The 23,148-nt window shown below is 68.9% G+C and carries 25 protein-coding genes; 19 read left to right on the forward strand and 6 right to left on the reverse strand.

Annotated features, from left to right (window positions below; translation table 11 throughout):
- Window positions 1-3: 3 nt before the first annotated feature.
- The 12 genes from A5747_RS17315 (at window position 4) to A5747_RS17370 (ending at window position 11,271) form a co-directional block, all read left to right on the forward strand.
- On the forward strand, window positions 4-684 hold the full coding sequence (locus tag A5747_RS17315; protein WP_369805126.1) for a rhomboid-like protein: 681 nt from the start codon (window positions 4-6) through the stop codon (window positions 682-684).
- A 10-nt stretch (window positions 685-694) separates the two neighbouring features.
- Entirely contained in the window at window positions 695-2,119 is a 1,425-nt protein-coding gene (locus A5747_RS17320) for a bifunctional ADP-dependent NAD(P)H-hydrate dehydratase/NAD(P)H-hydrate epimerase (protein WP_076126380.1), read from the forward strand.
- A 22-nt stretch (window positions 2,120-2,141) separates the two neighbouring features.
- Window positions 2,142-3,539, forward strand: coding sequence for a glutamate decarboxylase (locus A5747_RS17325; RefSeq protein ID WP_076126382.1), 1,398 nt, complete (start codon window positions 2,142-2,144; stop codon window positions 3,537-3,539).
- A gap of 45 nt (window positions 3,540-3,584) precedes the next feature.
- Window positions 3,585-4,751 carry an alanine racemase gene (gene alr / locus A5747_RS17330; RefSeq protein ID WP_198938212.1) on the forward strand — a complete coding sequence of 389 codons (1,167 nt, stop codon included), beginning with the start codon at window positions 3,585-3,587 and terminating at the stop codon, window positions 4,749-4,751.
- A 52-nt stretch (window positions 4,752-4,803) separates the two neighbouring features.
- Window positions 4,804-5,856: an alpha/beta fold hydrolase gene (locus tag A5747_RS17335; protein WP_198938214.1), complete on the forward strand. Its 1,053-nt coding sequence runs from the start codon at window positions 4,804-4,806 to the stop codon at window positions 5,854-5,856.
- Complete coding sequence (gene tsaE, locus A5747_RS17340; protein WP_076126388.1) at window positions 5,849-6,310, forward strand: tRNA (adenosine(37)-N6)-threonylcarbamoyltransferase complex ATPase subunit type 1 TsaE; 462 nt, start codon at window positions 5,849-5,851, stop codon at window positions 6,308-6,310. Before A5747_RS17335 ends, tsaE begins: the two co-directional genes overlap by 8 nt.
- On the forward strand, window positions 6,307-6,927 hold the full coding sequence (tsaB, locus tag A5747_RS17345; protein WP_076126526.1) for a tRNA (adenosine(37)-N6)-threonylcarbamoyltransferase complex dimerization subunit type 1 TsaB: 621 nt from the start codon (window positions 6,307-6,309) through the stop codon (window positions 6,925-6,927). Before tsaE ends, tsaB begins: the two co-directional genes overlap by 4 nt.
- Complete coding sequence (rimI, locus tag A5747_RS17350) at window positions 6,927-7,394, forward strand: ribosomal protein S18-alanine N-acetyltransferase (RefSeq protein WP_076126391.1); 468 nt, start codon at window positions 6,927-6,929, stop codon at window positions 7,392-7,394. Before tsaB ends, rimI begins: the two co-directional genes overlap by 1 nt.
- On the forward strand, window positions 7,391-8,416 hold the full coding sequence (gene tsaD / locus A5747_RS17355; RefSeq protein ID WP_076126394.1) for a tRNA (adenosine(37)-N6)-threonylcarbamoyltransferase complex transferase subunit TsaD: 1,026 nt from the start codon (window positions 7,391-7,393) through the stop codon (window positions 8,414-8,416). The genes rimI and tsaD overlap by 4 nt, the downstream gene beginning before the upstream one ends.
- 241 nt (window positions 8,417-8,657) lie before the next feature.
- Window positions 8,658-8,960, forward strand: a complete 303-nt coding sequence (gene groES, locus A5747_RS17360) for a co-chaperone GroES (protein WP_076061676.1) — start codon at window positions 8,658-8,660, stop codon at window positions 8,958-8,960.
- A 76-nt stretch (window positions 8,961-9,036) separates the two neighbouring features.
- Window positions 9,037-10,653, forward strand: coding sequence for a chaperonin GroEL (groL, locus tag A5747_RS17365; protein WP_076126397.1), 1,617 nt, complete (start codon window positions 9,037-9,039; stop codon window positions 10,651-10,653).
- A 153-nt stretch (window positions 10,654-10,806) separates the two neighbouring features.
- Window positions 10,807-11,271 carry a cupin domain-containing protein gene (locus A5747_RS17370; RefSeq protein ID WP_076126400.1) on the forward strand — a complete coding sequence of 155 codons (465 nt, stop codon included), beginning with the start codon at window positions 10,807-10,809 and terminating at the stop codon, window positions 11,269-11,271.
- Between the two features lie 70 nt (window positions 11,272-11,341).
- Here A5747_RS17370 and A5747_RS17375 read toward each other — a convergent pair whose 3' ends face one another.
- Together A5747_RS17375 and A5747_RS17380 are read right to left on the reverse strand one after the other, a co-directional pair.
- Window positions 11,342-12,079 (reverse strand): superoxide dismutase family protein, encoded by a 738-nt coding sequence (locus tag A5747_RS17375; protein WP_076126528.1) that lies wholly within the window; start codon window positions 12,077-12,079, stop codon window positions 11,342-11,344.
- Window positions 12,080-12,128: 49 nt separating this feature from the next.
- Window positions 12,129-12,464, reverse strand: a complete 336-nt coding sequence (locus A5747_RS17380) for a nuclear transport factor 2 family protein (protein WP_076126403.1) — start codon at window positions 12,462-12,464, stop codon at window positions 12,129-12,131.
- A gap of 70 nt (window positions 12,465-12,534) precedes the next feature.
- On the opposite strand from A5747_RS17380, the gene A5747_RS17385 reads away from it, so the two are divergent.
- On the forward strand, window positions 12,535-13,422 hold the full coding sequence (locus A5747_RS17385) for a LysR family transcriptional regulator (protein ID WP_076126406.1): 888 nt from the start codon (window positions 12,535-12,537) through the stop codon (window positions 13,420-13,422).
- Here the strand turns inward: A5747_RS17385 and A5747_RS17390 are convergent.
- The 3 genes from A5747_RS17390 to A5747_RS17400 all read right to left on the reverse strand — a co-directional run bounded on the left by A5747_RS17390 (window position 13,414) and on the right by A5747_RS17400 (window position 15,301).
- Window positions 13,414-13,893, reverse strand: a complete 480-nt coding sequence (locus A5747_RS17390; protein ID WP_076126409.1) for a hemerythrin domain-containing protein — start codon at window positions 13,891-13,893, stop codon at window positions 13,414-13,416. The genes A5747_RS17385 and A5747_RS17390 overlap by 9 nt on opposite strands.
- A complete protein-coding gene (locus A5747_RS17395) occupies window positions 13,890-14,687 on the reverse strand; it encodes a Rieske 2Fe-2S domain-containing protein (RefSeq protein ID WP_083667716.1) in 798 nt (265 codons plus the stop codon). Before A5747_RS17395 ends, A5747_RS17390 begins: the two co-directional genes overlap by 4 nt.
- A gap of 305 nt (window positions 14,688-14,992) precedes the next feature.
- Complete coding sequence (locus tag A5747_RS17400; protein WP_076061695.1) at window positions 14,993-15,301, reverse strand: WhiB family transcriptional regulator; 309 nt, start codon at window positions 15,299-15,301, stop codon at window positions 14,993-14,995.
- Between the two features lie 355 nt (window positions 15,302-15,656).
- Here A5747_RS17400 and A5747_RS17405 point away from each other — a divergent pair, with 355 nt between their 5' ends.
- The 3 genes from A5747_RS17405 to A5747_RS17415 all read left to right on the forward strand — a co-directional run bounded on the left by A5747_RS17405 (window position 15,657) and on the right by A5747_RS17415 (window position 17,935).
- Complete coding sequence (locus tag A5747_RS17405) at window positions 15,657-16,469, forward strand: lipopolysaccharide assembly protein LapB (protein WP_142245630.1); 813 nt, start codon at window positions 15,657-15,659, stop codon at window positions 16,467-16,469.
- 91 nt (window positions 16,470-16,560) lie between these two features.
- On the forward strand, window positions 16,561-17,136 hold the full coding sequence (locus A5747_RS17410; RefSeq protein ID WP_076061698.1) for a sigma-70 family RNA polymerase sigma factor: 576 nt from the start codon (window positions 16,561-16,563) through the stop codon (window positions 17,134-17,136).
- Window positions 17,129-17,935, forward strand: a complete 807-nt coding sequence (locus tag A5747_RS17415) for an anti-sigma-D factor RsdA (protein ID WP_083700519.1) — start codon at window positions 17,129-17,131, stop codon at window positions 17,933-17,935. The genes A5747_RS17410 and A5747_RS17415 overlap by 8 nt, the downstream gene beginning before the upstream one ends.
- A gap of 28 nt (window positions 17,936-17,963) precedes the next feature.
- Here A5747_RS17415 and A5747_RS17420 read toward each other — a convergent pair whose 3' ends face one another.
- Window positions 17,964-18,377: a DUF5319 domain-containing protein gene (locus tag A5747_RS17420; protein WP_076061701.1), complete on the reverse strand. Its 414-nt coding sequence runs from the start codon at window positions 18,375-18,377 to the stop codon at window positions 17,964-17,966.
- Window positions 18,378-18,538: 161 nt separating this feature from the next.
- Between A5747_RS17420 and guaB the strand changes: the two genes are divergently transcribed.
- From guaB to A5747_RS17435, 3 genes are all read left to right on the forward strand, one after another.
- Window positions 18,539-20,137, forward strand: a complete 1,599-nt coding sequence (gene guaB / locus A5747_RS17425) for an IMP dehydrogenase (RefSeq protein WP_076126413.1) — start codon at window positions 18,539-18,541, stop codon at window positions 20,135-20,137.
- A 14-nt stretch (window positions 20,138-20,151) separates the two neighbouring features.
- On the forward strand, window positions 20,152-21,279 hold the full coding sequence (locus A5747_RS17430) for a GuaB3 family IMP dehydrogenase-related protein (RefSeq protein WP_076061760.1): 1,128 nt from the start codon (window positions 20,152-20,154) through the stop codon (window positions 21,277-21,279).
- A gap of 130 nt (window positions 21,280-21,409) precedes the next feature.
- Window positions 21,410-23,146, forward strand: coding sequence for a GMC oxidoreductase (locus A5747_RS17435; protein WP_076126415.1), 1,737 nt, complete (start codon window positions 21,410-21,412; stop codon window positions 23,144-23,146).
- Window positions 23,147-23,148: the final 2 nt, after the last annotated feature.

The following is a 23,148-nucleotide window of genomic DNA, read 5'->3' on the forward strand; positions in this document are numbered from 1 at the left end:
CGACTGCGCGGCATGGCGCTCGCGGTCTGGCGCTTCATCATCGGGGCGCCCCTGACCTACAGCTGGCTGCTGGTGCTGCTGATCACGACGATCGTGCAAAACCAACTTCCCGGGCGCGAATTGCACTCCGTGCTGCTGCACCGCTCCACCAACATCCACGAGCTGGGCACCAACCCGCTGGGTGTGTTGTTCTCCAGCCTGCTGTGGATCGACGGCAAGAACCTGGAGCCGTTCCTGCTGCTGTTCACCCTGTTCCTGGCGCCGGCCGAACACTGGCTGGGCCAGCTGCGCTGGCTCACCGTGGGATTGACGTCGCACATCCTTGCCACCTATATCAGCGAAGGCATCCTCTACTACGCGATCGAGGAACACGAAGCGCCGGAACGGCTAGTGCACGCGCGCGACATCGGCGTCAGCTATTTCCTTGTCGGCGTGATGGCCGTGCTGACCTATCACATTGCGCGGCCGTGGCGCTGGGGCTACCTCGGGGTGCTGTTCGTCATCTTCGGTTTTCCGCTGCTCACGATGAACCATCACGCGCTGAACTTCACCGCGATCGGCCATTTCGCGTCGATCCTGATCGGGCTGTGCTTTTTCCCGATGGCGCGAGAGCGCAAGCGCCCGCCGCTGAACCCGGCGAAACTCGGAACCGCTTTCCGCCGCTTCCGGTCCGGGGAAACCTAGGCTGGCTTCGATGCGGCATTACTACTCCGTAGACGCGATCCGCGACGCCGAAGCGCCGCTGCTGGCCAGCCTGCCCGACGGGGCCCTGATGAGACGGGCCGCCTTCGGGCTGGCCACCGAGATCATCGCGGAACTGACCGCCCGAACCGGCGGGGTCGCCGGCCGCCGGGTGTGCGCGGTCGTCGGCTCGGGCGACAACGGCGGCGACGCGCTGTGGGCGGCGACTTTCCTGCGCCGTCGCGGCGCGGGCGCCGACGCGGTGCTGCTCAAGCCGGATCGCACCCACCGCAAGGGTCTGGCGGCCTTCCTGAAAGCTGGCGGACGCGCCGTCGAAAGGGTCTCGGCCACAACCGATCTCATCATCGACGGAGTTGTGGGCATCTCCGGCTCGGGCCCGCTGCGGCCTGCGGCGGCCGAGGTGTTCGCGGCCGCGGAGGGAATCCCCGTCGTCGCCGTCGACACCCCCAGCGGGATCGACGTCGAGACCGGGGCGATCACCGGCCCCGCCGTGCGCGCGGCGCTGACGGTCACATTCGGGGGGCTCAAGCCGGTGCACGCGCTGGCCGACTGCGGGCGCGTCGTGCTGGTCGACATCGGGCTCGACCTGCCGGAGACCTCAAAAACATCAGTGCTGAGTTTCGAAGCCGCCGATGTGGCCGCGCGGTGGCCGGTGCCCGGCCCGCACGACGACAAGTACACCCAAGGCGTGACGGGGGTGATGGCCGGCTCGTCGACCTACCCGGGCGCGGCGGTGCTGTGCACCGGGGCCGCCGTCGCCGCCACCTCCGGCATGGTCCGCTATGCCGGTAGTGCCCACGCCGAGGTGCTCGCGCGGTGGCCGGAGGTCATCGCGGCGCCCACCCCGGCGGCCGCCGGGCGGGTGCAGTCGTGGGTGGTCGGGCCGGGCCTGGGCACCGACGACGCCGGGGCCGCGGCGCTGTGGTTCGCGCTGGAGACCGACCTGCCGGTGATCGTCGACGCCGACGGGCTGACCATCCTGGCCGCCCACCCCGATCTCGTCGCCAACCGCGCGGCGCCCACCGTGCTCACCCCGCACGCGGGCGAATTCGCGCGGCTCGCGGGTAGTCCGCCCGGCGACGATCGCGTGGGCGCCGCCCGCAAACTGGCCGACACCTTCGGCGCCACCGTGCTGCTCAAGGGCAACGTCACGGTCGTCGCCGACCCCGGCGGCCCGGTCTATCTCAATCCCGCCGGGCAGTCCTGGGCGGCGACGGCGGGCTCCGGCGACGTGCTCTCGGGGATGATCGGCGCGCTGCTGGCCTCCGGGCTGCCGGCCGGTGAGGCGGCCGCGGCCGCGGCGTTCGTGCATGCCCGCGCGGCGGCGCTGTCGGCCGCCGACCCCGGACCCGGCGAGGCGCCGACGTCGTCGTCGCGGATGGTCCCGCACATCCGGGCCGCCCTGGGCGCCCTCTAGCCGCACAACGAAAGGATTCGCCATGACCGGCAGCCACCCGTCGGTGCCCGCGCACTCGATCGCCCCCGCCTACACCGGCCGCCTGTTCACCGCGCCCGTGCCCGCGCTGCGGTTGCCCGAGGAGTCGATGGACCCGGAGGCCGCCTACCGCTTCATCCACGACGAGCTGATGCTCGACGGCAGCTCGCGGCTGAACCTGGCCACCTTCGTCACCACGTGGATGGACCCCGAGGCCGGCAAGCTGATGGCCGAGACGTTCGACAAGAACATGATCGACAAGGACGAATATCCCGCGACCGCGGCCATCGAACAGCGCTGCGTCTGCATGGTCGCCGACCTGTTCCACGCCGACGGCCTGAGCGACGACGACCCGGGCAGCGCCTGCGGGGTGTCCACCATCGGCTCCAGCGAGGCGGTGATGCTGGGCGGCCTGGCCATGAAATGGCGCTGGCGGCAGAAGGTCGGCAAGGGGTGGGAGGGCCGCACTCCCAACCTGGTGATGGGCTCCAACGTCCAAGTGGTCTGGGAGAAATTCTGCCGCTACTTCGACGTCGAACCCCGCTATCTGCCCATGGAGGAGGGGCGCTACGTCATCACTCCCGAGCAGGTCGTCGACGCCGTCGACGAGGACACCATCGGCGTGGTGGCGATCCTGGGCACCACCTACACCGGCGAACTCGAGCCCATCGCCGAGATCTGCGCGGCGCTGGACAAGTTGGCCGGCAAGCCCCTTTCAGAAGGCGGCGTGGATGTTCCGGTGCATGTCGACGCCGCCAGCGGCGGCTTTGTGGTGCCGTTCCTGCATCCCGAGCTCAAGTGGGATTTCCGGCTGCCCCGAGTGGTGTCGATCAACGTCAGCGGCCACAAGTACGGGCTGACCTACCCCGGTGTCGGGTTCGTGGTCTGGCGGAGCAAGGAGTACCTGCCCGAGGACCTGGTGTTCCACGTGAATTATCTGGGTGGCGACATGCCGACCTTCACCCTGAACTTCTCCCGCCCCGGCAACCAGGTCGTTGGCCAGTACTACAACTTTCTGCGGCTGGGCCGCGAGGGCTACACCCAGGTCATGCAGACGCTGTCGTCGACCGCGCGCTGGCTGGGTGAGCAACTGCGTGTCGGAGACCACTGCGAGCTGATCTCGGACGGCTCAGCGATCCCGGTGGTCAGCTTCCGGCTTGCTCGCGGTCTGGGCTACACCGAGTTCGACGTCTCCCACGAGCTGCGCGGCTACGGGTGGCAGGTGCCCGCCTACACCATGCCGGAGAACGCGACGGACATCTCGGTGCTGCGCATCGTGGTTCGCGAGGGCCTCTCCGCCGACCTGGCACGGGCGCTGCACGACGACGCCCGCACCGCGCTGGCCTCGCTCGACAAGCTCAAGCCGGGCGGGCACTACGAGGCGCAGCACTTCGCACACTGACGCTCGCGGGCGGCGCGCGGAGCCGGTTCTGGGACAATGGCGGCCGTGGCCGTTACGCCGATATCCCTGAGCCCTGGGGTCCTCGCCGAGGCCGTCGTGGACCTGGGCGCGATCGAGCACAACGTGCGGGTCCTGCGCGAGCACGCCGGTCCCGCGCGGCTGATGGCTGTCGTCAAGGCCGACGGTTACGGCCACGGGGCCACCCGGGTTGCCCGCGCCGCGTTGGCCGCCGGGGCGGCCGAGCTGGGTGTCGCCACCGTCGACGAGGCGCTGGCGCTGCGCGCCGACGGGATCACCGCGCCGGTGCTGGCCTGGCTGCACCCGCCCGGCCTCGACTTCGGCCCCGCGCTGCTCGCCGACATCGAGATCGCCGTGTCCTCGGTCCGCCAGCTCGACGAGCTGCTGGACGCGGTGCGCCGCACTGGCCGCACCGCGACCGTGACCGTCAAGGTCGACACCGGACTGAACCGTAACGGCGTCGCCCCCGCCTCATACCCGTCGATGCTGACCGCGCTGCGCCAGGCCGTCGCCGAGGACGCCATCCGGCTGCGCGGGCTGATGTCGCACATGGTCTACGCCGACCAGCCCGACAATTCGATCAACGACGTTCAGGCGCAACGGCTCAGCGACATGCTGGCGCAGGCGCACCAGGCGGGGGTGACCTTCGAGCTTGCGCACCTGGCGAACTCGGCGGCAACCATGGCCCGTCCCGACCTGGCCTTCGATATGGTGCGCCCGGGCATCGCCGTGTACGGCCTGAGTCCCGTGCCGCAGCTCGGCGACCTGGGATTGATACCCGCGATGACGGTGAAATGCGCTGTCGCGCTGGTGAAATCGATCAACGCCGGCGACGGCGTGTCCTACGGACACACCTGGATCGCCGAGCAAGACACCACCGTGGCACTGATGCCGATCGGCTACGCGGACGGTGTTTTCCGATCGCTGGGCGGCCGGCTTGACGTGTTGATCAACGGGCGGCGACGCCCCGGCGTCGGGCGGATCTGCATGGACCAATTCCTCGTCGACCTAGGTCCCGGCCCGATCGACGTCGCCGAGGGCGACGAGGCCATCCTGTTCGGGCCCGGCACCAGCGGCGAACCCACCGCCCAGGACTGGGCCGACCTACTCGGCACCATCCACTACGAAGTGGTCACCAGCCCACGCGGGCGCATCGCCAGGACCTATCGCGAGGCCGGAACCGTTGAGCGATAAGAGAACCCGCAGGCGCCACCGGGAAAGGGCTTGGCTTGCGGGGGGCACCGGGCTGACTGCGGTCGCCACCATCGTCGGGGCCTCCGCCCGCCGCTCGATGATCCAACGGGCCACGGATATCGAAGACCCTTACGCCGACGAGGATTTCGAGAGAGTAGACAGCGACCGCAGCTACGTGGTGATCACGGCCGACGGCGTGCCGCTGGCCGTCCGCGAAGTCGGCCCGGTCGACGCGCCCGTGACCATGGTCTTCGCCCATGGCTTCTGTCTGCGCATGGGCGCCTTCTACTTCCAGCGCACCCGGCTCGCCGAGAAATGGGGGCCGCGGGTGCGGATGGTCTTCTACGACCAGCGCGGGCACGGGCTCTCCGGCGAAGCCGAGCCCGAGACGTACACACTGACCCAGCTGGGCCAGGACCTGGAAGCCGTGCTGACCGAGGCCGCGCCGCAGGGGGTCGTCGTGCTGGTCGGCCATTCGATGGGCGGCATGACGGTGTTGTCGCACGCCCGGCAGTACCCCGAACAGTACGGGCGCATGATCGTCGGCGCGGCGTTGATTTCCTCTGCCGCCGAAGGCGTTACCCGTTCGCCGTTGGGGGAGGTCCTGAAAAACCCTGCGGTGGAAGCGCTTCGGTTCACCGCCCGCTCCGCCCCTAAGCTGACGCACCGCGGCCGCAACGTGTCGCGGTCGCTGATCGCGCCGGTGCTGCGGGCCGCGTCCTACAGCGACCTGCACGTCAGCCGAAGCCTGGACGCCTTCTCCCAGCGCATGATGAACGGCACGCCGATCGCCACCCTGGTGGGATTCTTGCGGGCACTGGAAGTGCACGACGAAACCGCCGGGCTGTGGACGTTGCTGCGCATTCCGACGCTGATCGCCTGCGGTGACCACGACCTGATCACCCCCGACGAGTACTCCAGGAAGATGGCGGCCTCCCTGCCGCAGTCCGAGCTGGTCATCGTGACCGGGGCCAGTCACCTGGCCCTGCTGGACAAACACGAAGCCATCAACGACGGTCTGGTCCGGCTGGTCAACCGCGCCACACCGAGCAAGGTGGTCCTGCGCTACCGGCGTTTGCGGGAACGGTTCCGGCGTCATGCCTGAGCAGGGCACCGCGACCTGTGAGCGCGTCGAGGACACCGTGGCGCTGGGTTCCCGGCTGGGCCAGCAGCTGCGTGCCGGTGACGTGGTGGTGCTCTCCGGTCCGCTCGGCGCCGGAAAGACGGTGCTGGCCAAGGGTATTGCCGCGGCGATGGATGTCGACGGCCCGGTCACCTCACCGACGTACGTGCTGGCGCGGGTGCATCCGGCGCGACGGCCCGGCGCGCCGGCGATGATTCACGTCGACGTCTACCGGCTGCTGGACCACCGGGGGACCGACCTGCTCGGCGAGCTCGACTCGCTGGACCTCGATACGGAGCTCGACGACGCTGTCGTCGTCGTGGAGTGGGGCGAGGGCCTGGCCGAACGCCTCTCCGAGCGACACCTGGACGTCCGCCTCGAGCGGGTCAGCCATTCCGACGCGCGGATCGCGACCTGGGAGTGGAACCGCCCGTGAATGTTGTTCTCGCCCTGGATACTTCGACGCCTGCGGTCACGGCCGGCGTCGTGCGTCTGTCCGATCACGCCGTCCTGGCCGAGCGGGTCACCGTCGACGCCCGCGCGCACGCCGAACGGCTCACCCCCAACGCGCTGGCCGCCCTGGGCCAGGCCGGGCTGACGATGGCCGATCTCGACGCCGTCGTGGTGGGCTGCGGTCCCGGCCCGTTCACCGGCCTGCGGGCCGGGATGGCGACCGCCGCCGCATATGGGCACGCGCTGGGCATCCCCGTACACGGGGTGTGCAGCCTGGACGCCATCGGGGTGCGGACCACCGGCGACACGCTGGTGGTCACCGACGCCCGCCGCCGCGAGGTCTACTGGGCCCGCTACCGCGACGGGGTGCGTACCGCCGGCCCGGCGGTCAACGCCCCGGCCGACGTCGAGCCCGGCCCGGCACGGGCGGTCGCGGGTTCGCCCGAGCACGCGGCCCGGTTCGGCCTGCGGACCTGCGAGCCGGTCTATCCGACGGCGGCCGGGCTGGTCGCCGCGGTGCCCGACTGGTCGGCCGACCCCGCGCCGCTGGTCGCGCTGTATCTGCGCCGGCCCGATGCCAAGCCATTGGCGGCCCGTTAGTGACCGCGCCCCGCGAGCCCGTGACCATCGGCGCGTTGACACCCGCCGACGCCGAGCGCTGCGCACAGCTGGAGGCCCAGCTGTTCGACGGCGACGACCCGTGGCCGGCGGTGGCGTTCAACCGCGAACTGGCCAGCTCGCACAACCACTACGTGGCCGCGCGCGCCGCCGGCCGCGTGGTGGGTTATGCGGGCATCTCCCGGTTGGGCCGCAAACCGCCGTTCGAATACGAGGTGCACACGATCGGCGTGGACCCGGCATTCCAGGGACGGGGCATCGGCCGCCGCCTGCTCGACGAGTTGCTGAATTTCGCCGACGGCGGTGTGGTCTACCTGGAGGTGCGCACCGACAACGAGGCGGCCATCGCGCTGTACCGCAGCGCCGGTTTTGACCAGATCGGCCTGCGTCGGCGCTACTACCGGGTCAGCGGCGCCGACGCGTACACGATGTGCAGGGAGGCCGAATGACCACCATCCTGGCGATCGAAACCTCCTGCGACGAAACGGGAGTCGGCATCGCGCGGCTGGACGCTGGCGGCGCCGTGACACTGCTGGCCGACGAGGTGGCATCCAGCGTCGACGAGCATGTCCGGTTCGGTGGCGTGGTGCCCGAGATCGCCTCGCGCGCGCACCTGGAAGCCCTGGGTCCCGCCATGCGTCGCGCGCTGTCCGCGGCCGGCGTGGAACGACCCGACGTCGTCGCCGCCACCATCGGGCCCGGCCTAGCCGGTGCCCTGTTGGTGGGAGTGGCTGCCGCCAAAGCGTATTCGGCCGCATGGGACGTGCCGTTCTACGCCGTCAACCACCTGGGCGGGCACCTGGCCGCCGACGTATACGAACACGGGCCGCTGCCCGAATGCGTGGCGCTGCTGGTGTCCGGTGGCCACACGCATCTGCTGCACGTGCGTTCGCTCGGCGAGCCGATCGTCGAGCTGGGCAGCACCGTCGACGACGCCGCGGGCGAGGCCTACGACAAGGTCGCGCGCCTGCTGGGCCTGGGCTACCCCGGCGGAAAGGTGCTCGACGACCTGGCCCGCACCGGTGACCGCGGGGCCATCACGTTCCCGCGCGGCATGACCGGCCCGGCCGACGACCCGCACGCGTTCAGCTTCTCCGGGCTCAAGACCGCCGTCGCGCGATACGTGGAGAGCCACCCCGACGCCGCCACGGCCGACATCGCCGCCGGCTTTCAGGAAGCCGTCGCCGACGTGCTGACCATGAAGGCGATGCGGGCGGCGACCGGGCTTGGTGTGGGGACCCTGCTGATCGCCGGGGGAGTGGCCGCCAACTCCCGACTGAGGGAGCTGGCCACGCAGCGCTGCGCGGCGGCGGGCCTGACGCTACGGATCCCCAGACCGCGACTGTGCACCGACAACGGGGCGATGATCGCCGCGTTCGCCGCGCACCTGGTGGCCGCCGGAGCGGCACCCTCACCGCTGGACGTGCCCAGCGACCCGGGCCTGCCGGTGGTAAAAGGCCAGGTCAACTGACTGCATGGCGCCAACCCGCGGGAAGCAGCGGTGCGGCCTTGAGTGCTAGCACTCTCATGTATAGAGTGCTAGGTGGCAATCGGCCAACCCCCCGTGTCGGCACCCGCGACGACGGCGCGAGGGTGCGGACGGGTGCCGAAACACCTGACAATTCGGACGGTTCGGGGCAAGCCCCGGACCGACCGCCAACTCCGGTCCGGGCACATCCCGGACCCGACCCAAATAGTGGAGGGCTCCAATCGTGGCGAAGGTGAACATCAAGCCACTCGAGGACAAGATTCTCGTGCAGGCCAACGAGGCCGAGACCACGACCGCGTCCGGTCTGGTCATTCCTGACACCGCCAAGGAGAAGCCGCAGGAAGGCACCGTCGTCGCAGTCGGCCCCGGCCGGTGGGACGAGGACGGCGACAAGCGGATCCCGGTCGACGTGTCGGAGGGTGACACCGTCATCTACAGCAAGTACGGCGGCACCGAGATCAAGTACAACGGCGAGGAATACCTCATCCTGTCGGCACGCGACGTGCTGGCCGTCGTATCCAAGTAAAGAACCGTGTTCCGCCCCGGCGATCCCTGTAACCACGGGTGATTTCCGGGGCGGCTCGCGTCGAAGGGGAGCCTTGATGAGCAAGCTGATTGAGTACGACGAAACCGCCCGCCGCGCCATGGAGGCCGGTGTGGACAAGCTCGCCGACGCGGTACGCGTGACCCTGGGCCCACGTGGCCGGCATGTGGTGCTGGCCAAGGCATTTGGCGGGCCCGCGATCACCAACGACGGCGTCACCGTCGCGCGCGAGATCGACCTGGAAGACCCGTTCGAGAACCTGGGCGCCCAGCTGGTGAAGTCGGTGGCCACGAAGACCAACGACGTCGCCGGCGACGGCACGACGACCGCGACCGTGTTGGCCCAGGCATTGGTCAAGGGCGGCCTGCGCATGGTCGCCGCCGGCGCCAACCCGATCGCGCTCGGCGCCGGAATCGGCAAGGCGGCCGACGCGGTGTCCGAGGCGCTTCTGGCCGCCGCCACCCCGGTCTCCGGCAAGGAAGGCATCGCGCAGGTGGCGACGGTCTCCTCACGCGACGCGCAGATCGGTGAACTCGTCGGCGAGGCCATGAGCAAGGTGGGCCACGACGGCGTGGTCAGCGTCGAGGAATCCTCGACGCTCAGCACCGAGCTGGACTTCACCGAGGGCGTCGGCTTCGACAAGGGATTCCTGTCGGCGTACTTCGTCACCGACTTCGACTCCCAGGAGGCGGTGCTCGAAGACGCTCTGATCCTGCTGCACCAGGACAAGGTCAGCTCGCTGCCCGACCTGCTGCCCATGCTGGAGAAGGTCGCCGAGGCCGGCAAGCCGCTGCTGATCATCGCCGAAGACGTCGAGGGCGAGGCCCTGGCCACGCTGGTGGTCAACTCCATCCGCAAGACGCTCAAGGCCGTCGCGGTCAAGTCGCCGTTCTTCGGCGATCGCCGCAAGGCCTTCATGGAAGACCTGGCGATCGTGACGGGCGGGCAGGTCGTCAATCCCGACGCCGGCCTGCTGCTGCGCGAGGTCGGCACCGAGGTGCTGGGCACCGCGCGGCGCGTGGTGGTCAGCAAGGACGACACGATCATCGTCGAGGGCGGCGGCTCCGCGGATGCGGTGGCCAATCGCATCAAGCAGCTGCGCGCCGAGATCGAGGCGAGCGACTCGGACTGGGATCGCGAGAAGTTGCAGGAGCGGCTGGCCAAGCTGGCGGGCGGGGTGGCCGTCATCAAGGTGGGCGCCGCGACCGAGACCGCGCTCAAGGAGCGCAAGGAAAGCGTCGAGGATGCCGTCGCGGCCGCCAAGGCAGCGGTCGAAGAGGGCATCGTCGCCGGCGGGGGATCGGCCCTGATCCAGGCCGGCAAAAAGCTGCAGGAGCTGCGCGCGTCGCTGAGCGGCGACGAGGCCCTCGGTGTCGACGTGTTCGCCGAAGCGCTTCCCGCGCCGCTGTATTGGATCGCCACCAACGCGGGGCTGGACGGCGCGGTCGCGGTCAACAAGGTCAGCGAGCTACCCGCCGGGCAGGGACTGAACGCGGACACGCTGAACTACGGCGACCTGGTCGCCGAAGGCGTGATCGATCCCGTCAAGGTCACCCGTTCGGCGGTCCTGAACGCGGGGTCGGTGGCCCGGATGGTGCTCACCACCGAGACCGCGGTCGTGGACAAGCCCGCCGATGAGGACGACGACCACGGCCACGGTCATCACCATCACTAGAAGCACCTTCTAACGAAGCACCCTCGGTTTGTCGCCGAGGGTGCTTTGTTTCTGGGGCACGGCACCGGGAAGCCAAATCGTCTATCCCTCACTGGTTCCCAGTCAAATACAATCAAGTGACGGGTTTTCGGTGGCACGGGTGGGAGGTGCATCGTGTCATTTGGATCGAGAAGCCTCGTTTTGGGTCCGGGTGAGGGGCGGACCGATCGCTTGCCGGGTCAGTCGTACACCTACAAGGCGGCCGGCGAGGATACAGCTGGCGCCTATGCATTGATCGAAGCCACGCTCACCGGTGAAGGGCCGCCGCAACATATTCACCACGCCGAGGAAGAAGCGATCTATGTCGTGGATGGTCAGGTCAACGTTCAGGTCGGTGACCAAACCAAGCACATCACGCAAGGGTCGTTCGTCCTCGTCCCCCGCGGCACGGTGCACACCTTCTGGAACGCCGGGTCGACCCACGCAAAGCTGCTCGTGATTGTCTCGCCACCAGGCTTCGAGCGGATCTTCACCGAGGTAGCCGGTGATGAGGAAATCGATACGGACACATTTATAGAGCGGGTCGGCGCGCTTGCGGCCAAGTACCACCTGGAAATCACCGGGCCGCCTCGGGGCTAGGAGGGCCACACGCCGGCACACGTCATACCGTCCCCCACGGTCGCCGCGCGGAAGCGGTGCGTTGGGGGCTTCAGCGACCGCGAGGAAGTACCGGCGGAGTCGTCACGGTGATGGTCGGCGTCGACGTGAAGGTCGGCGGGGTGGTGACCGTGACGGTGCTGGTGCTCGTGCTCGTGGACGGCGGCGCTACGGCCGTCGTGGTGGTGATCGTGGTGGCGGTCGTTGTCTCCGTGGTGGACGACGTCGTCGTCGCGGCCGCCGCGGCAATCACGCCACAGGCCACCCGCTTGCCCGATTCACCGGTGGAGCCGGTGCTCAAGTTATCCGGATCTTGGTGGATGACCAGTGCGCTGCCCGAGCCGTTTCGCAGGTCCGCGGCGGTGATCGAGTTCGTGGTGGTGACGAGTTTCGCCGAGCCGTCGGTGCGCACCTGCAACGCGGTCAGCTCGCCGCTCGCGGGATAGCCGGTGTGACCCGGTGCCTGGTAGACGCCTCCGGCCGAACTGAAGTCCCCGGGGTCGCATCTGCCGATCGAGTGGATCTGCAGCCCGTGGAAACCCGGGCTCAGCACCTGGTTGGCGCCGGCCTCGACGGTCACTGTCGCGTAGCCGTCGGCGAAATCGAAGGTGGCGTTGGCGACCACCGTCCCGTCGGCGCTCTTCAACTGCGTGGCCATTCTCTCCGCGCCGGCCGGCGACGTGGTGAGCGGTGACGTGTTGGGCTGGCTGCCGCGCTGGTTCGTGCATGCGCCCACCGGTGCCGCGGTGGCGGCCAGTACCGCGGCCGCAACGGCTACTTCCCTTTTCAAGCCCGTATTCATGCACGGGAGCTACCCGAATTAGCCGCGGTCAAACCCACTAGAGCAGCGGCCGGGGGTCGAACACCACGCGCACCCGTTGGGCCAGCCCGTCTTCCACATGACACCAATTCACGACGGGGACGGGGTCGCCGCCCTTCGGATGCAGGTTGAACCACGTCAGCACGTCGCGGTCGTCGGCCAACATCTTCTCGATGGTGATGTCGTCGAGCATCTGGCCGAAGCCGGCGAGTTGCGTGACGTAGTCGTCGGCGCCGCTGGCGGTGCCCATCGGCCCGGAGAACGTCACGTCGTCGGCGAGGATCGCGCGGAGGCCGTCGAAATCCTGGCGCTTCCAGCTGTCGAAATATGTTCGTGCGATCTGTGTCGGTTCCATGCCTTCATCCTCCCGGCGAGACGGGCATACGTCGAAGATATGTTCGTGATCCGGTGCATAATCAGTAGTTATGGAGCTGCATCAGCTCGAGTACCTCGTGGCGGTGGCCGAAGAGGCGAGTTTCACCAAGGCGGCCGCGCGCGTGCATATCGCGCAGCCAGGGGTCAGCGCGCAGATCCGCCGACTGGAGTCCGAGCTCGGCCAAGCGCTGTTCGACCGCTCGGGTGGCTCGGTGCGACTGACCGACGCGGGCGCCAGGGTGCTGCCGCCGGCGCGGGCCGCGCTGGCCGCCGTTCACGAAATCACCGCTGTCGCAGAGCAACTGCGGGGGGTGCTGCGCGGGCGCGTCGCGGTCGGAATGATGCCGTCGTGCCCGCCCGACGTCATCACCGGCACGCTTGCCGTGTTTCACGACGAGCATCCCGGCGTCGAGATCAGCTTGGTGGAGGCGCCGTCGGCCGATCTGATCGTCGGCCTTCGTGACGGCGCGATCGACTTGGCCGTCGTCGGGTTCGCGTCGGCGCTCGGCCGCGGCATCGAGGTAAAGGTGATCAACGACGACGTGTTGGTGGCGGCCGTCGCACCGGGCGGCGCCCTCGCCCGACGGACGTCGATCTCATTGCGAGCGCTCGCCGGGCATCCGCTGATCTGCCTGCCGCGCGGCGCGGGCATCCGGGCCGGCCTCGACGAGGGGTGCGCCGCCGCCGGTATCCGGGCCACCATTGCGCTGGAGGCCAGCAACCCGGTGCTGGTCGGTGATCTCGCCGCACGGTCGCTCGGTGTTGCGGTGCTGCCGCATTCCTACGTGCGCACCCGCGACGACCTGCGCCCGATCCGCATCAGCCGTCCACCAATGCGCGTTCGCGTCGGTGTGGCGTGGCGCGCCGACGGCCGGCTCTCACCGGCCGCCGCGGCGCTCGTCGAGTTGTGGCGCCGGGTTGGCGATAGATCACAGTGAGCTCAGCACGGCCGCGCGGACGCGAACGCGGAACTTGTTGATCGCCGATCGACGCAATTGGGTCATGCGCTCCACCATCCGGTCCCCCAGGGCGTCGAGCATGTTCTCGCTCAAATCGATTGGGGCCGGGCACAAGTCACGCTCCTCTTCGCTGGCGTGGGCGTCCAGGACCGTGACGAACGAGTGCCATTCGTCCTCGTACTGCGGCGCGCTCGGCGGCGTCCGAAGGAGTATCGCCAGCTGATCCCACACCTGCCGGTGCTCCGCATGAGCGATAGCGACCAGCTTGCTCGCCGCCTGTACCGCCGGATAGAACAGGTCGTCCTCGATGCGCATGTGGATGTCCAGCTCGATCAACAGCTCACCGAGGGCTTCTTGCCGCTCATCGGTATCCGGCGGTATCGCCGTGGTCTTCGCGCACAGTCCCCGCAACACCTTGTGGTGCTCGAACAGCACGTCATAGGCATTCATATCGCCACTCCCCGCAGCTCGACGAGTCCGTCGCGGATCCGCACCGGATAGCTCGGCAGTGCCGCCGTCGCCGGCCCCCGCATCACCTCGCCTGATTCGCACGCGAACCGGGAACCATGCCAGGGGCACACGATCCGATCGCGATCAATCCAGCCGTCATGCATCGGCGCACCCAGATGCGGGCAGTGCGCACCCACCGCCAGGACCTTGCCGCCGTTGCGATACAGGACCACGCCCACACCGGCCACCTCGACCCGCTGCGGCTGGCCATCCAAAGCCGCTACCGACAGCACCGGCGTCCAACGGTCCCCACGCAGCCGAGCTCCAGAGCGATCCACACCGGTGCCCGACCCGAAAACCAAATCGCCGCCCAGATAGCCGCTGCCAAGGGTCAGGCCGTAGCCCAGCGCGCTGCTCGCCATTCCCCGCAGATGACGGCCGTCGCGCCGCTGCCACCACGACACCGCGTACAGACCCGTTGCGACCGCGTTCAGCACGCCGTGCACCAGACCGATCCGACGGGATTGCTCATGGGTGTGCTGCCAGTCGGTCAGACCGGTAGCGGCCGCGCCGACGCTTCCGACAACTCCGACACCCAACGCAAACCGTGCAGCGTCACGAAGGCCGGTGGCGCGTCCGGGGAGCAGGCTGGCCGCGTCCATCGCGACCGCCGTCGCCACCGCACCCGTCGGCACGGACGTCAGCGCCGGATGAAGCGGATGACCGAGCCAGGTGCCATGCAGCGCGTTGCTGACGCGGTCCCGGTATCGGCCCGTGGCCGCGAATGCGAACATCAGAGCGTGCTCGAGCCGGTAGCTGGGTCGATCCAGCCACGCTTGCTGTCCCAGCGTTGTCCTTACGGCGAGTCCGGCATTGCGGACCCGAGTTCCAAAATTGTGCCAGCGCTTAGCCACAGCGCCCCTCCTGCGCGACCGCGACTCGACGCGGGCCCCGACACCGCGAACGATCGCGTGAATCTAGGCCGACGCGGCGCAACGCGTCTCGACACCGCGTCGACTATGGACCGCGGCCGGTTCGCCCAGTCCATGACTAGTACACGCGCCGCAGCGCCGAACCGTTCAATCGCAGACGCGGGAGATCAGGCGCTGCGACGGATACCGCGAGTGCGGCCGATGTCGCCCTTCAGCAGTAGGTCGCGCTCGGATTCCGACAGGCCGCCCCAAACACCGTACGGCTCAGCGACTTCCAGCGCGTGGGCGCGGCACTCCTGGATCACGGGGCACTGCCGGCACATCTCCTTGGCGCGCTGTTCGCGTTGCATGCGCGCGCGGCCGCGCTCGCCGTCCGGATGGAAGAACATCGACGAATCGACACCGCGGCACAGGCCTTGCAGTTGCCAGTTCCAGATATCGGCGTTGGGCCCAGGTAGCTGCTCCGGTTGTGGCATGGCTAGTTCCCTCTCTGCACGGCACGCCCAGAATGTCGGGTTCGCGAAACGATTGTGCAACTGATTTCGGGGGGGACGTCACCGATGACTGCCCGTCATTGCTAGAACTTAGGGGCGCCGATGAATTTCCGTCAATAGGCGCTTAGTGTGGCAAAATACATGACCGTTGCTGCAGAATTAACTCTGCGTTCATCTGCGACGCATTTACCGCACAAGAGCCGTGCTACCAGCTAGTTGGTGCCCCTTGGGATTTCGCTGCTCAGGGCGGTTGGACGGGGAGAGGCTAATTTGTACACGCCGATCGTGATTAACATTTCAGTAACACAGACACCACGAACTGTTTACTACTATCACCGTGATTGAAACTCGTCACACTTCGACGACCGACGCAACGCTGGCGGACGCCGCGTTCGGAAACCAGCCGCAAAGCTGGCCTTTGCCGACGGCGACCACACCCCGGCAATTGTGGCTGCGCGCCGTCGCGTCCGGCGGGCAGGGACGCTACGGCAGCGCGTACCGCGACCTCGCCGCGCTGCGCCGCAGCGGGTCCGCTGGGCGACTGGTCTCGCTGGCGCACAGCACGCAGGGATCGTTCCTACGCCAGCTCGGCTGGCACGAGCGGGCGCGCGGCTGGGATGGTCGCGCCCTGGCGCTGGCCGGGATTGATCCCGAGGCGCGGGCCGATGCCCTGATCGGGCTGGCCGCCGACGCGCTGGGAATCGGCCGCTTCGCCGCAGCGGCAGCGTTGTTGACGCGTGCGGATTCCGCGCTGGCGGCCGCGACGGTGCCCGACCGGCTCGCGGTGCGGCGCGGATGGGTGGGCGCCGAGTTGGCCATGGCTTCCGGCGACGGCGACGTCGCAGTCCGTCGCGCCGAGGAAGCCGTCGAACTCGCGCGGCTCGGGGCCTCGGCGCGGCACCGCGTCAAAAGCGACGTGGTGCTCGCCGCGGCCCTGTGCAGCGCGGGCCGCGCCGACCGCGCCCGGGAGGTCGCCGAGGCGGCACTGGACGCCACCGAGCGATTCGGATTGATACCGCTTCGCTGGGCGCTGGCTTGCTTGCTGATTGATATCGGAAGCGTCACATTTTCGGCACAAGAACTGCCCGAAATTCGCGATATCTGCGCAGGCCAGGTGCGGCGCGCCGGTGGGGCGTGGCGTTCCGCTTGAAACGGGCTTGCGGCCGTTAAAGTCATTGCGTGAGTTAGCCCGTGATAGCCCGTGCTGTGTCCGGTTCGTAACGTTGGAGATACCGCCGTCGATGACAATTCAAGCGGAACGTCTCGACGCTGTGGTTGCCGAGGCCGTAGCGGGAGACACGAAGGCATTACGGGAGGTGCTGGAGACCATCCGTCCGATTGTCGTGCGGTATTGCCGGGCTCGGGTCGGCACAATCGATCGGGGTGGCCTGTCAGCCGATGACGTGGCGCAGGAGGTTTGCTTGGCCACTATTACGGCGCTGCCGCGCTACCGAGATCGGGGTCGCCCGTTCCTGGCCTTCCTGTACGGCATTGCGGCCCACAAGGTGGCCGACGCCCACCGGGCCGCCGGCCGCGATCTCGCCTTCCCCTCCGACTCGGTTCCCGAGCGCTGGTCGTCGGAGGCCGGGCCGGAACAGCGTGCCATCGAGGCCGATTCGGCCAGCCGCATGAACGAACTGCTCGAGATCTTGCCCTCCAAGCAGCGCGAGATCCTGATCCTGCGCGTCGTCGTCGGCCTGTCCGCCGAGGAGACCGCCGCCGCCGTCGGCGCAACCCCGGGCGCGGTGCGGGTGGCGCAGCACCGGGCGTTGAACCGCCTGAAATCCGAAATCGTCGCGGCGGGTGACTATGCCTGAATCCTTGGATGAATTCGCCCGCACCGACCTGCTGCTCGACTCGCTAGCCGAGCGTCGGCCGGTCGACATCGACGATCCCGACGAGGATTTTGAAGCGCTGGCCGGCCTTCTGGCGGAATGGCGCGACGATCTGCGGTGGCCACCGGCCAGCGCGCTGGTGTCGCCGGAAGATGCGATCGAGGCGCTGCGCGTTGGACTCGCCGAACGCGGCGGGCAGAGCCGTCGGGGCCTGGCGGCGATCGGGTCGGTGGCCGCGACGCTGTTGGTCCTCAGCGGCTTCGGCGCCATGGTGGTCGAGGCCCGGCCCGGGGATGCGTTGTATGGACTGCACGCGATGTTCTACGACCAACCGCGGGTCAACGACCAAAAGATCGAGCTGTCCGCCAAGGCCGAGCTGGCGAAGGTTCAGCAACTGATCAACGAAGGCCAATGGGCCCAGGCCCACAGCCAGCTGGCCGAGGTCAGCAGCGCCGTGCAGTCCATGAACGACGGGGCCAGCCGCAACGACCTGATGGATCAGGTCAACCTGCTGAACACCCGCGTCGAGTCGCGCGACCCGAACGCCACGCTGCCGCCGCCCCAGGCCGTCACCCCGGCGCCGCAGACCAAGCCACCTAAGGCCCCCGCCGCCTCGTCCACGCCGAGTGCGTCGTCCACTGCGAGCACCACGGCGCCCACGGCGGTCAGCCCGAGCCCCTCGTCTTCCACCTCACCGACAACCTCGACGACTCCGTCGTCGAGTCATCACCACCACCACGGGCAGACGTCCACGCCGTCTTCTGCGGCGCCGGGCGGCTAGCTACCGGGCGCTCGAGGTACTGAGGAGTTCAGTGACGCCGGTGAAACCCGTCGGCGTCTGACGTCGCCTCGTTGAGCGACGCGTCGGCGTATCCCCGGCAGTAATCCCACGTGACGTAGGCGTCGGGTTCGGGGTCGTACGCGGGTTCGTGCGGACGGACCGTGCCGTCGATGAGCAGCTGCAGCAAATTCGCGCGCAACATGTCCCAGTCGTGGTAGTGGTCTTGCTGGCACTCGTCGCAGCACACGACCAGTCCGCGAATCCCCTTGTGCGCCAACAGAGCTTCGTAAACGGCCAGGTCGGCCAGGTCGGCCTCTACCGCCATTCGCTCTTGGGCATCCAGGGGCTGTCCCGGCTCGACGGCGTCCAGTGCCGCCGACGGGTCGCAGGGGTCGTCGGCAAACGGGTCGGGTGGCAAACCCGGTGGGAGGTGGTCGCGCACGCCTCTAGACTACGCAGGCGGCCCGTCATAACGCCAGCAGGGAGGTCCGCGTGCGGCCCGGCGTAAACGGGCCGGCGGCACGCCCGGGCGAGCGAGTCTCGATGGTCTCCCCGAGCCGATAGGATGGGTTTCTCACTCCGCGCGCATGGAGGGCTTCACCGATGTCCCGTGGCATGTCCCACCTAGAAGACAGCTCCGAGCTGGTCGCCAGTCCGTACGTGCGCGACGCGCCCGTGGGTGGCCTGGCGGACGACCGGGTGGTGACCGGGGGCGACGACCCGTACAAGGTGGCGATGCTGGGGCTGACTTTCGACGACGTCTTGCTGTTGCCTGCCGCTTCCGACGTGGTGCCCGCCACCGCGGACACGTCCAGCCAGCTCACCAAGAAGATCAGGCTCAAAGTGCCGCTGGTCAGCTCGGCGATGGACACGGTGACCGAATCCCGGATGGCCATCGCGATGGCCCGGGCCGGCGGCATGGGCGTGCTGCACCGCAACCTGCCGGTCGCCGAGCAGGCCGGCCAGGTCGAGATGGTCAAGCGGTCCGAAGCGGGCATGGTCACCGACCCGGTCACCTGCCGGCCGGACAACACTTTGGCTCAGGTCGACGCGATGTGCGCCAAGTTCCGGATCTCCGGGCTGCCGGTGGTCGACGACGCCGGCGCGCTGGTCGGCATCATCACCAACCGCGACATGCGCTTCGAGGTCGATCAGACCAGGCAGGTCGCCGAAGTGATGACCAAGGCCCCGCTGATCACCGCCCAGGAGGGCGTCAGCGCCGACGCGGCGCTGGGCCTGTTGCGCCGCAACAAGATCGAGAAACTGCCCGTCGTCGACGGCCACGGCCGGCTGACCGGGCTGATCACCGTCAAGGACTTCGTCAAGACCGAACAACACCCGCTGGCCACCAAGGACAGCGACGGGCGGCTGCTGGTCGGCGCGGCCGTCGGTGTCGGCGGCGACGCGTGGGTGCGGGCGATGATGTTGGTCGACGCCGGGGTGGACGTGCTGATCGTCGACACCGCGCACGCGCACAACCGGCTGGTGCTCGACATGGTCGGCAAACTCAAGGTCGAGGTGGGCGAGAAGGTCGAGGTGATCGGCGGCAACGTAGCCACCAGGGCGGCCGCCGCGGCCTTGGTCGACGCCGGCGCCGACGCGGTGAAGGTCGGGGTCGGGCCGGGCTCGATCTGCACCACCCGGGTGGTGGCCGGCGTCGGCGCGCCGCAGATCACCGCGATCCTGGAGGCCGTGGCGGTGTGCGGGCCGGCCGGCGTGCCGGTCATCGCCGACGGGGGTCTGCAGTACTCCGGCGATATCGCCAAGGCGCTGGCCGCCGGCGCGTCGACCGCGATGCTGGGCTCGCTGCTGGCCGGCACCGCCGAGGCGCCGGGCGAGCTGATCTTCGTCAACGGCAAGCAGTTCAAGAGCTATCGGGGGATGGGGTCGCTGGGCGCCATGCAGGGCCGGGGCGGGGCGAAGTCCTACTCCAAGGACCGCTACTTCGCCGACGACGCGTTGAGCGAGGACAAGTTGGTCCCCGAGGGCATCGAGGGCCGGGTGCCGTTCCGTGGCCCCCTGTCGTCGGTGATCCACCAGCTGACCGGTGGCTTGCGGGCCGCAATGGGATACACCGGCTCGCCCACCATCGAGGTGCTGCAGCAGGCGCAGTTCGTCCGGATCACACCGGCCGGGCTGAAGGAGAGCCACCCGCACGACGTCGCGATGACGGTCGAAGCACCTAATTACTACGCGCGGTGAACAGCGAACTGGCCATGGTCGAGATCGGGATGGGTCGCGTCGCCCGTCGCACCTACGAACTCAGTGAAGTCAGCATCGTGCCGTCGCGGCGCACCCGCTCGTCGCAGGACGTGTCGACGGCGTGGCAGCTCGACGCCTATCGCTTCGAAATCCCGGTGGTGGCGCACCCGACCGATGCTCTGGTGTCGCCGGAGTTCGCGATCGAACTCGGCAAGCTCGGCGGCCTCGGGGTGCTCAACGGCGAGGGGCTGATCGGCCGGCACGCCGACGTCGAGGCCAAGATCGCGCAGCTCGTCGAGGCCGCGGAAAAGGAGCCCGAACCCTCCGCGTCGATCCGGCTGCTGCAGGAACTGCATGCGGCCCCGCTCAACCCGGACCTGTTGGGCGCCGCGGTGGCCCGCATCCGCGACGCCGGGGTGATCACCGCGGTGCGGGTCAGCCCGCAGAACGCGCAGGCGCTGACGCCGGTGCTGGTGGCGGCCGGCATCGACCTGCTGGTCATCCAGGGCACCATCGTCTCGGCCGAGCGGGTGGCCAGCGACGGCGAGCCGCTGAACCTGAAGACCTTCATCTCCGAGCTCGACGTGCCGGTGGTCGCCGGCGGCGTGCTCGACCATCGCACCGCGCTGCACCTGATGCGCACCGGTGCCGCGGGCGTCATCGTCGGCTACGGCTCCACCCGGGGCGTGACCACCAGCGACGAGGTGCTGGGCATCAGCGTGCCGATGGCCACCGCGATCGCCGACGCCGCCGCCGCGCGGCGCGAATACCTCGACGAGACGGGCGGCCGCTACGTGCACGTGCTGGCCGACGGCGACATCCACACGTCCGGCGAGCTAGCCAAGGCCATCGCGTGCGGGGCCGATGCGGTGGTGCTCGGCACGCCGCTGGCCGAAAGCGCCGAGGCGCTCGGCGACGGGTGGTTCTGGCCGGCCGCGGCGGCGCACCCGTCGCTGCCGCGTGGCGCGCTGCTGCAGATCGCGGTCGGGGAGCGCCCGCCGCTGCGCCAGGTTCTCAACGGCCCGTCCGATGATCCGTTCGGCAGCCTCAACCTGGTCGGCGGGCTGCGCCGTGCGATGGCCAAGGCCGGCTATTGCGACCTCAAGGAGTTCCAGAAGGTCGGCCTGACCGTCGGCTGCTGAGCGCTTTCGGCCGCCGAACGTGCGGCCAGCCGCACGCTCGACTCCGAATGTGCGGCCAGCCGCACGCTGGGGCCGCAGGGTCTAGTACCCGACCTGGTTTATTACCGGCGGGTACGGCCATACTGGGGCCATGAAACCGGACTACGACGTCCTGATCATCGGATCGGGTTTTGGGGGTAGCGTCAGCGCGCTGCGGCTGACCGAAAAGGGTTACCGGGTAGGCGTGTTGGAGGCCGGCCGCCGCTTCTCCGACGAGGAGTTCGCCAAGACGTCCTGGGATCTGCGCAAGTTCCTCTGGGCGCCCAGGCTGGGGTGCTACGGCATCCAACGGATCCACCCGCTGCGCAACGTCATGATCCTGGCCGGGGCGGGTGTGGGCGGCGGTTCGCTCAACTACGCCAACACGTTGTACGTCCCGCCCGAGCCGTTCTTCAAAGATCCGCAGTGGGCCCACATCACCGACTGGCGCAGCGAGCTGATGCCGCATTACGAGCAGGCGCAGCGGATGCTGGGCGTCGTGCTCAACCCGACCTTCACCGACGCCGACCGCATCGTGAAAGCCGTTGCCGACGACATGGGGTGCGGCGACACCTGGGTGCCCACCCCGGTGGGCGTGTTCTTCGGGCCCGACGGCACCAAGACGCCGGGCAAGACCGTTCCCGACCCGTACTTCGGCGGCGCGGGGCCGGCGCGCACCGGCTGCCTCGAATGCGGCTGCTGCATGACGGGGTGTCGCTACGGCGCCAAGAACACGCTGCTGAAGAACTACCTCGGGCTAGCGGAATCGGCTGGGGCGCAAGTGATTCCGATGACGACCGTCAAGGGGTTCGAGCAGCGGCCAGACGGGCTGTGGGAGGTCCGCACAGTTCGCACCGGAAGTTGGCTGCGTCGCGACCGACGCACCTACACCGCCAACTACCTGATCCTGGCCGCGGGCACGTGGGGAACGCAGCACCTGTTGTTCAAGATGCGCGACAAGGGCCGCCTGCCGCGCCTGTCTAAACGGCTGGGCGTGTTGACCCGGACCAACTCCGAATCGATCGTCGGCGCCGGCCGGTTGGAGGTCTCGCCGGATCTGGATCTGACGCACGGCGTGGCGATCACGTCGTCGATCCACCCCACGCCCGACACCCACATCGAACCGGTGCGCTACGGCAAGGGCTCCAATGCGATGGGGCTGCTGCAGACGTTGATGACCGACGGCCCCGGCCCCGAGGGCACCGACGTGCCCCGGTGGAAGCAGTTGCTCGAGACGAGCCGCGAGGATCCGCGCAGCATGCTGCGGCTGCTCAATCCCCGCCAGTGGAGCGAGCGCACCATGATCGCGCTGGTGATGCAGCACCTGGACAACTCGATCACCACCTTCACCAAGCGCGGGAAGCTGGGCATTCGCTGGTACACCAGCAAGCAGGGGCACGGCGAGCCGAACCCGACGTGGATTCCGGTCGGCAACGAGGTCACCCGCCGCATCGCCGCCAAGATCGACGGCGTCGCCGGCGGCACCTGGGGCGAGCTGTTCAATATCCCGCTGACCGCGCACTTCCTCGGTGGCGCGGTGATCGGCCACGGCCCCGAGCACGGGGTCATCGACCCGTACCACCGGGTCTACGGCTACCCGACGCTGCTGGTGGTGGACGGCGCCGCGATATCGGCGAACCTGGGCGTCAACCCGTCGCTGTCGATTACCGCCCAGGCGGAGCGGGCCGCGTCACTGTGGCCGAACAAGGGCGAGATCGATGAGCGCCCCTTGCAGGGTGACGCCTACCGCCGGCTGGCCCCGATCGCGCCCCAGCACCCGGTGGTACCCCTCGACGCACCGGGTGCCCTGCGCTGGCTGCCGGTCGATCCGGTCAGCTCGGCCGGTTGAGA

The organism is Mycobacterium sp. IS-836, from assembly GCF_001954275.1.
GTDB lineage: Bacteria > Actinomycetota > Actinomycetes > Mycobacteriales > Mycobacteriaceae > Mycobacterium.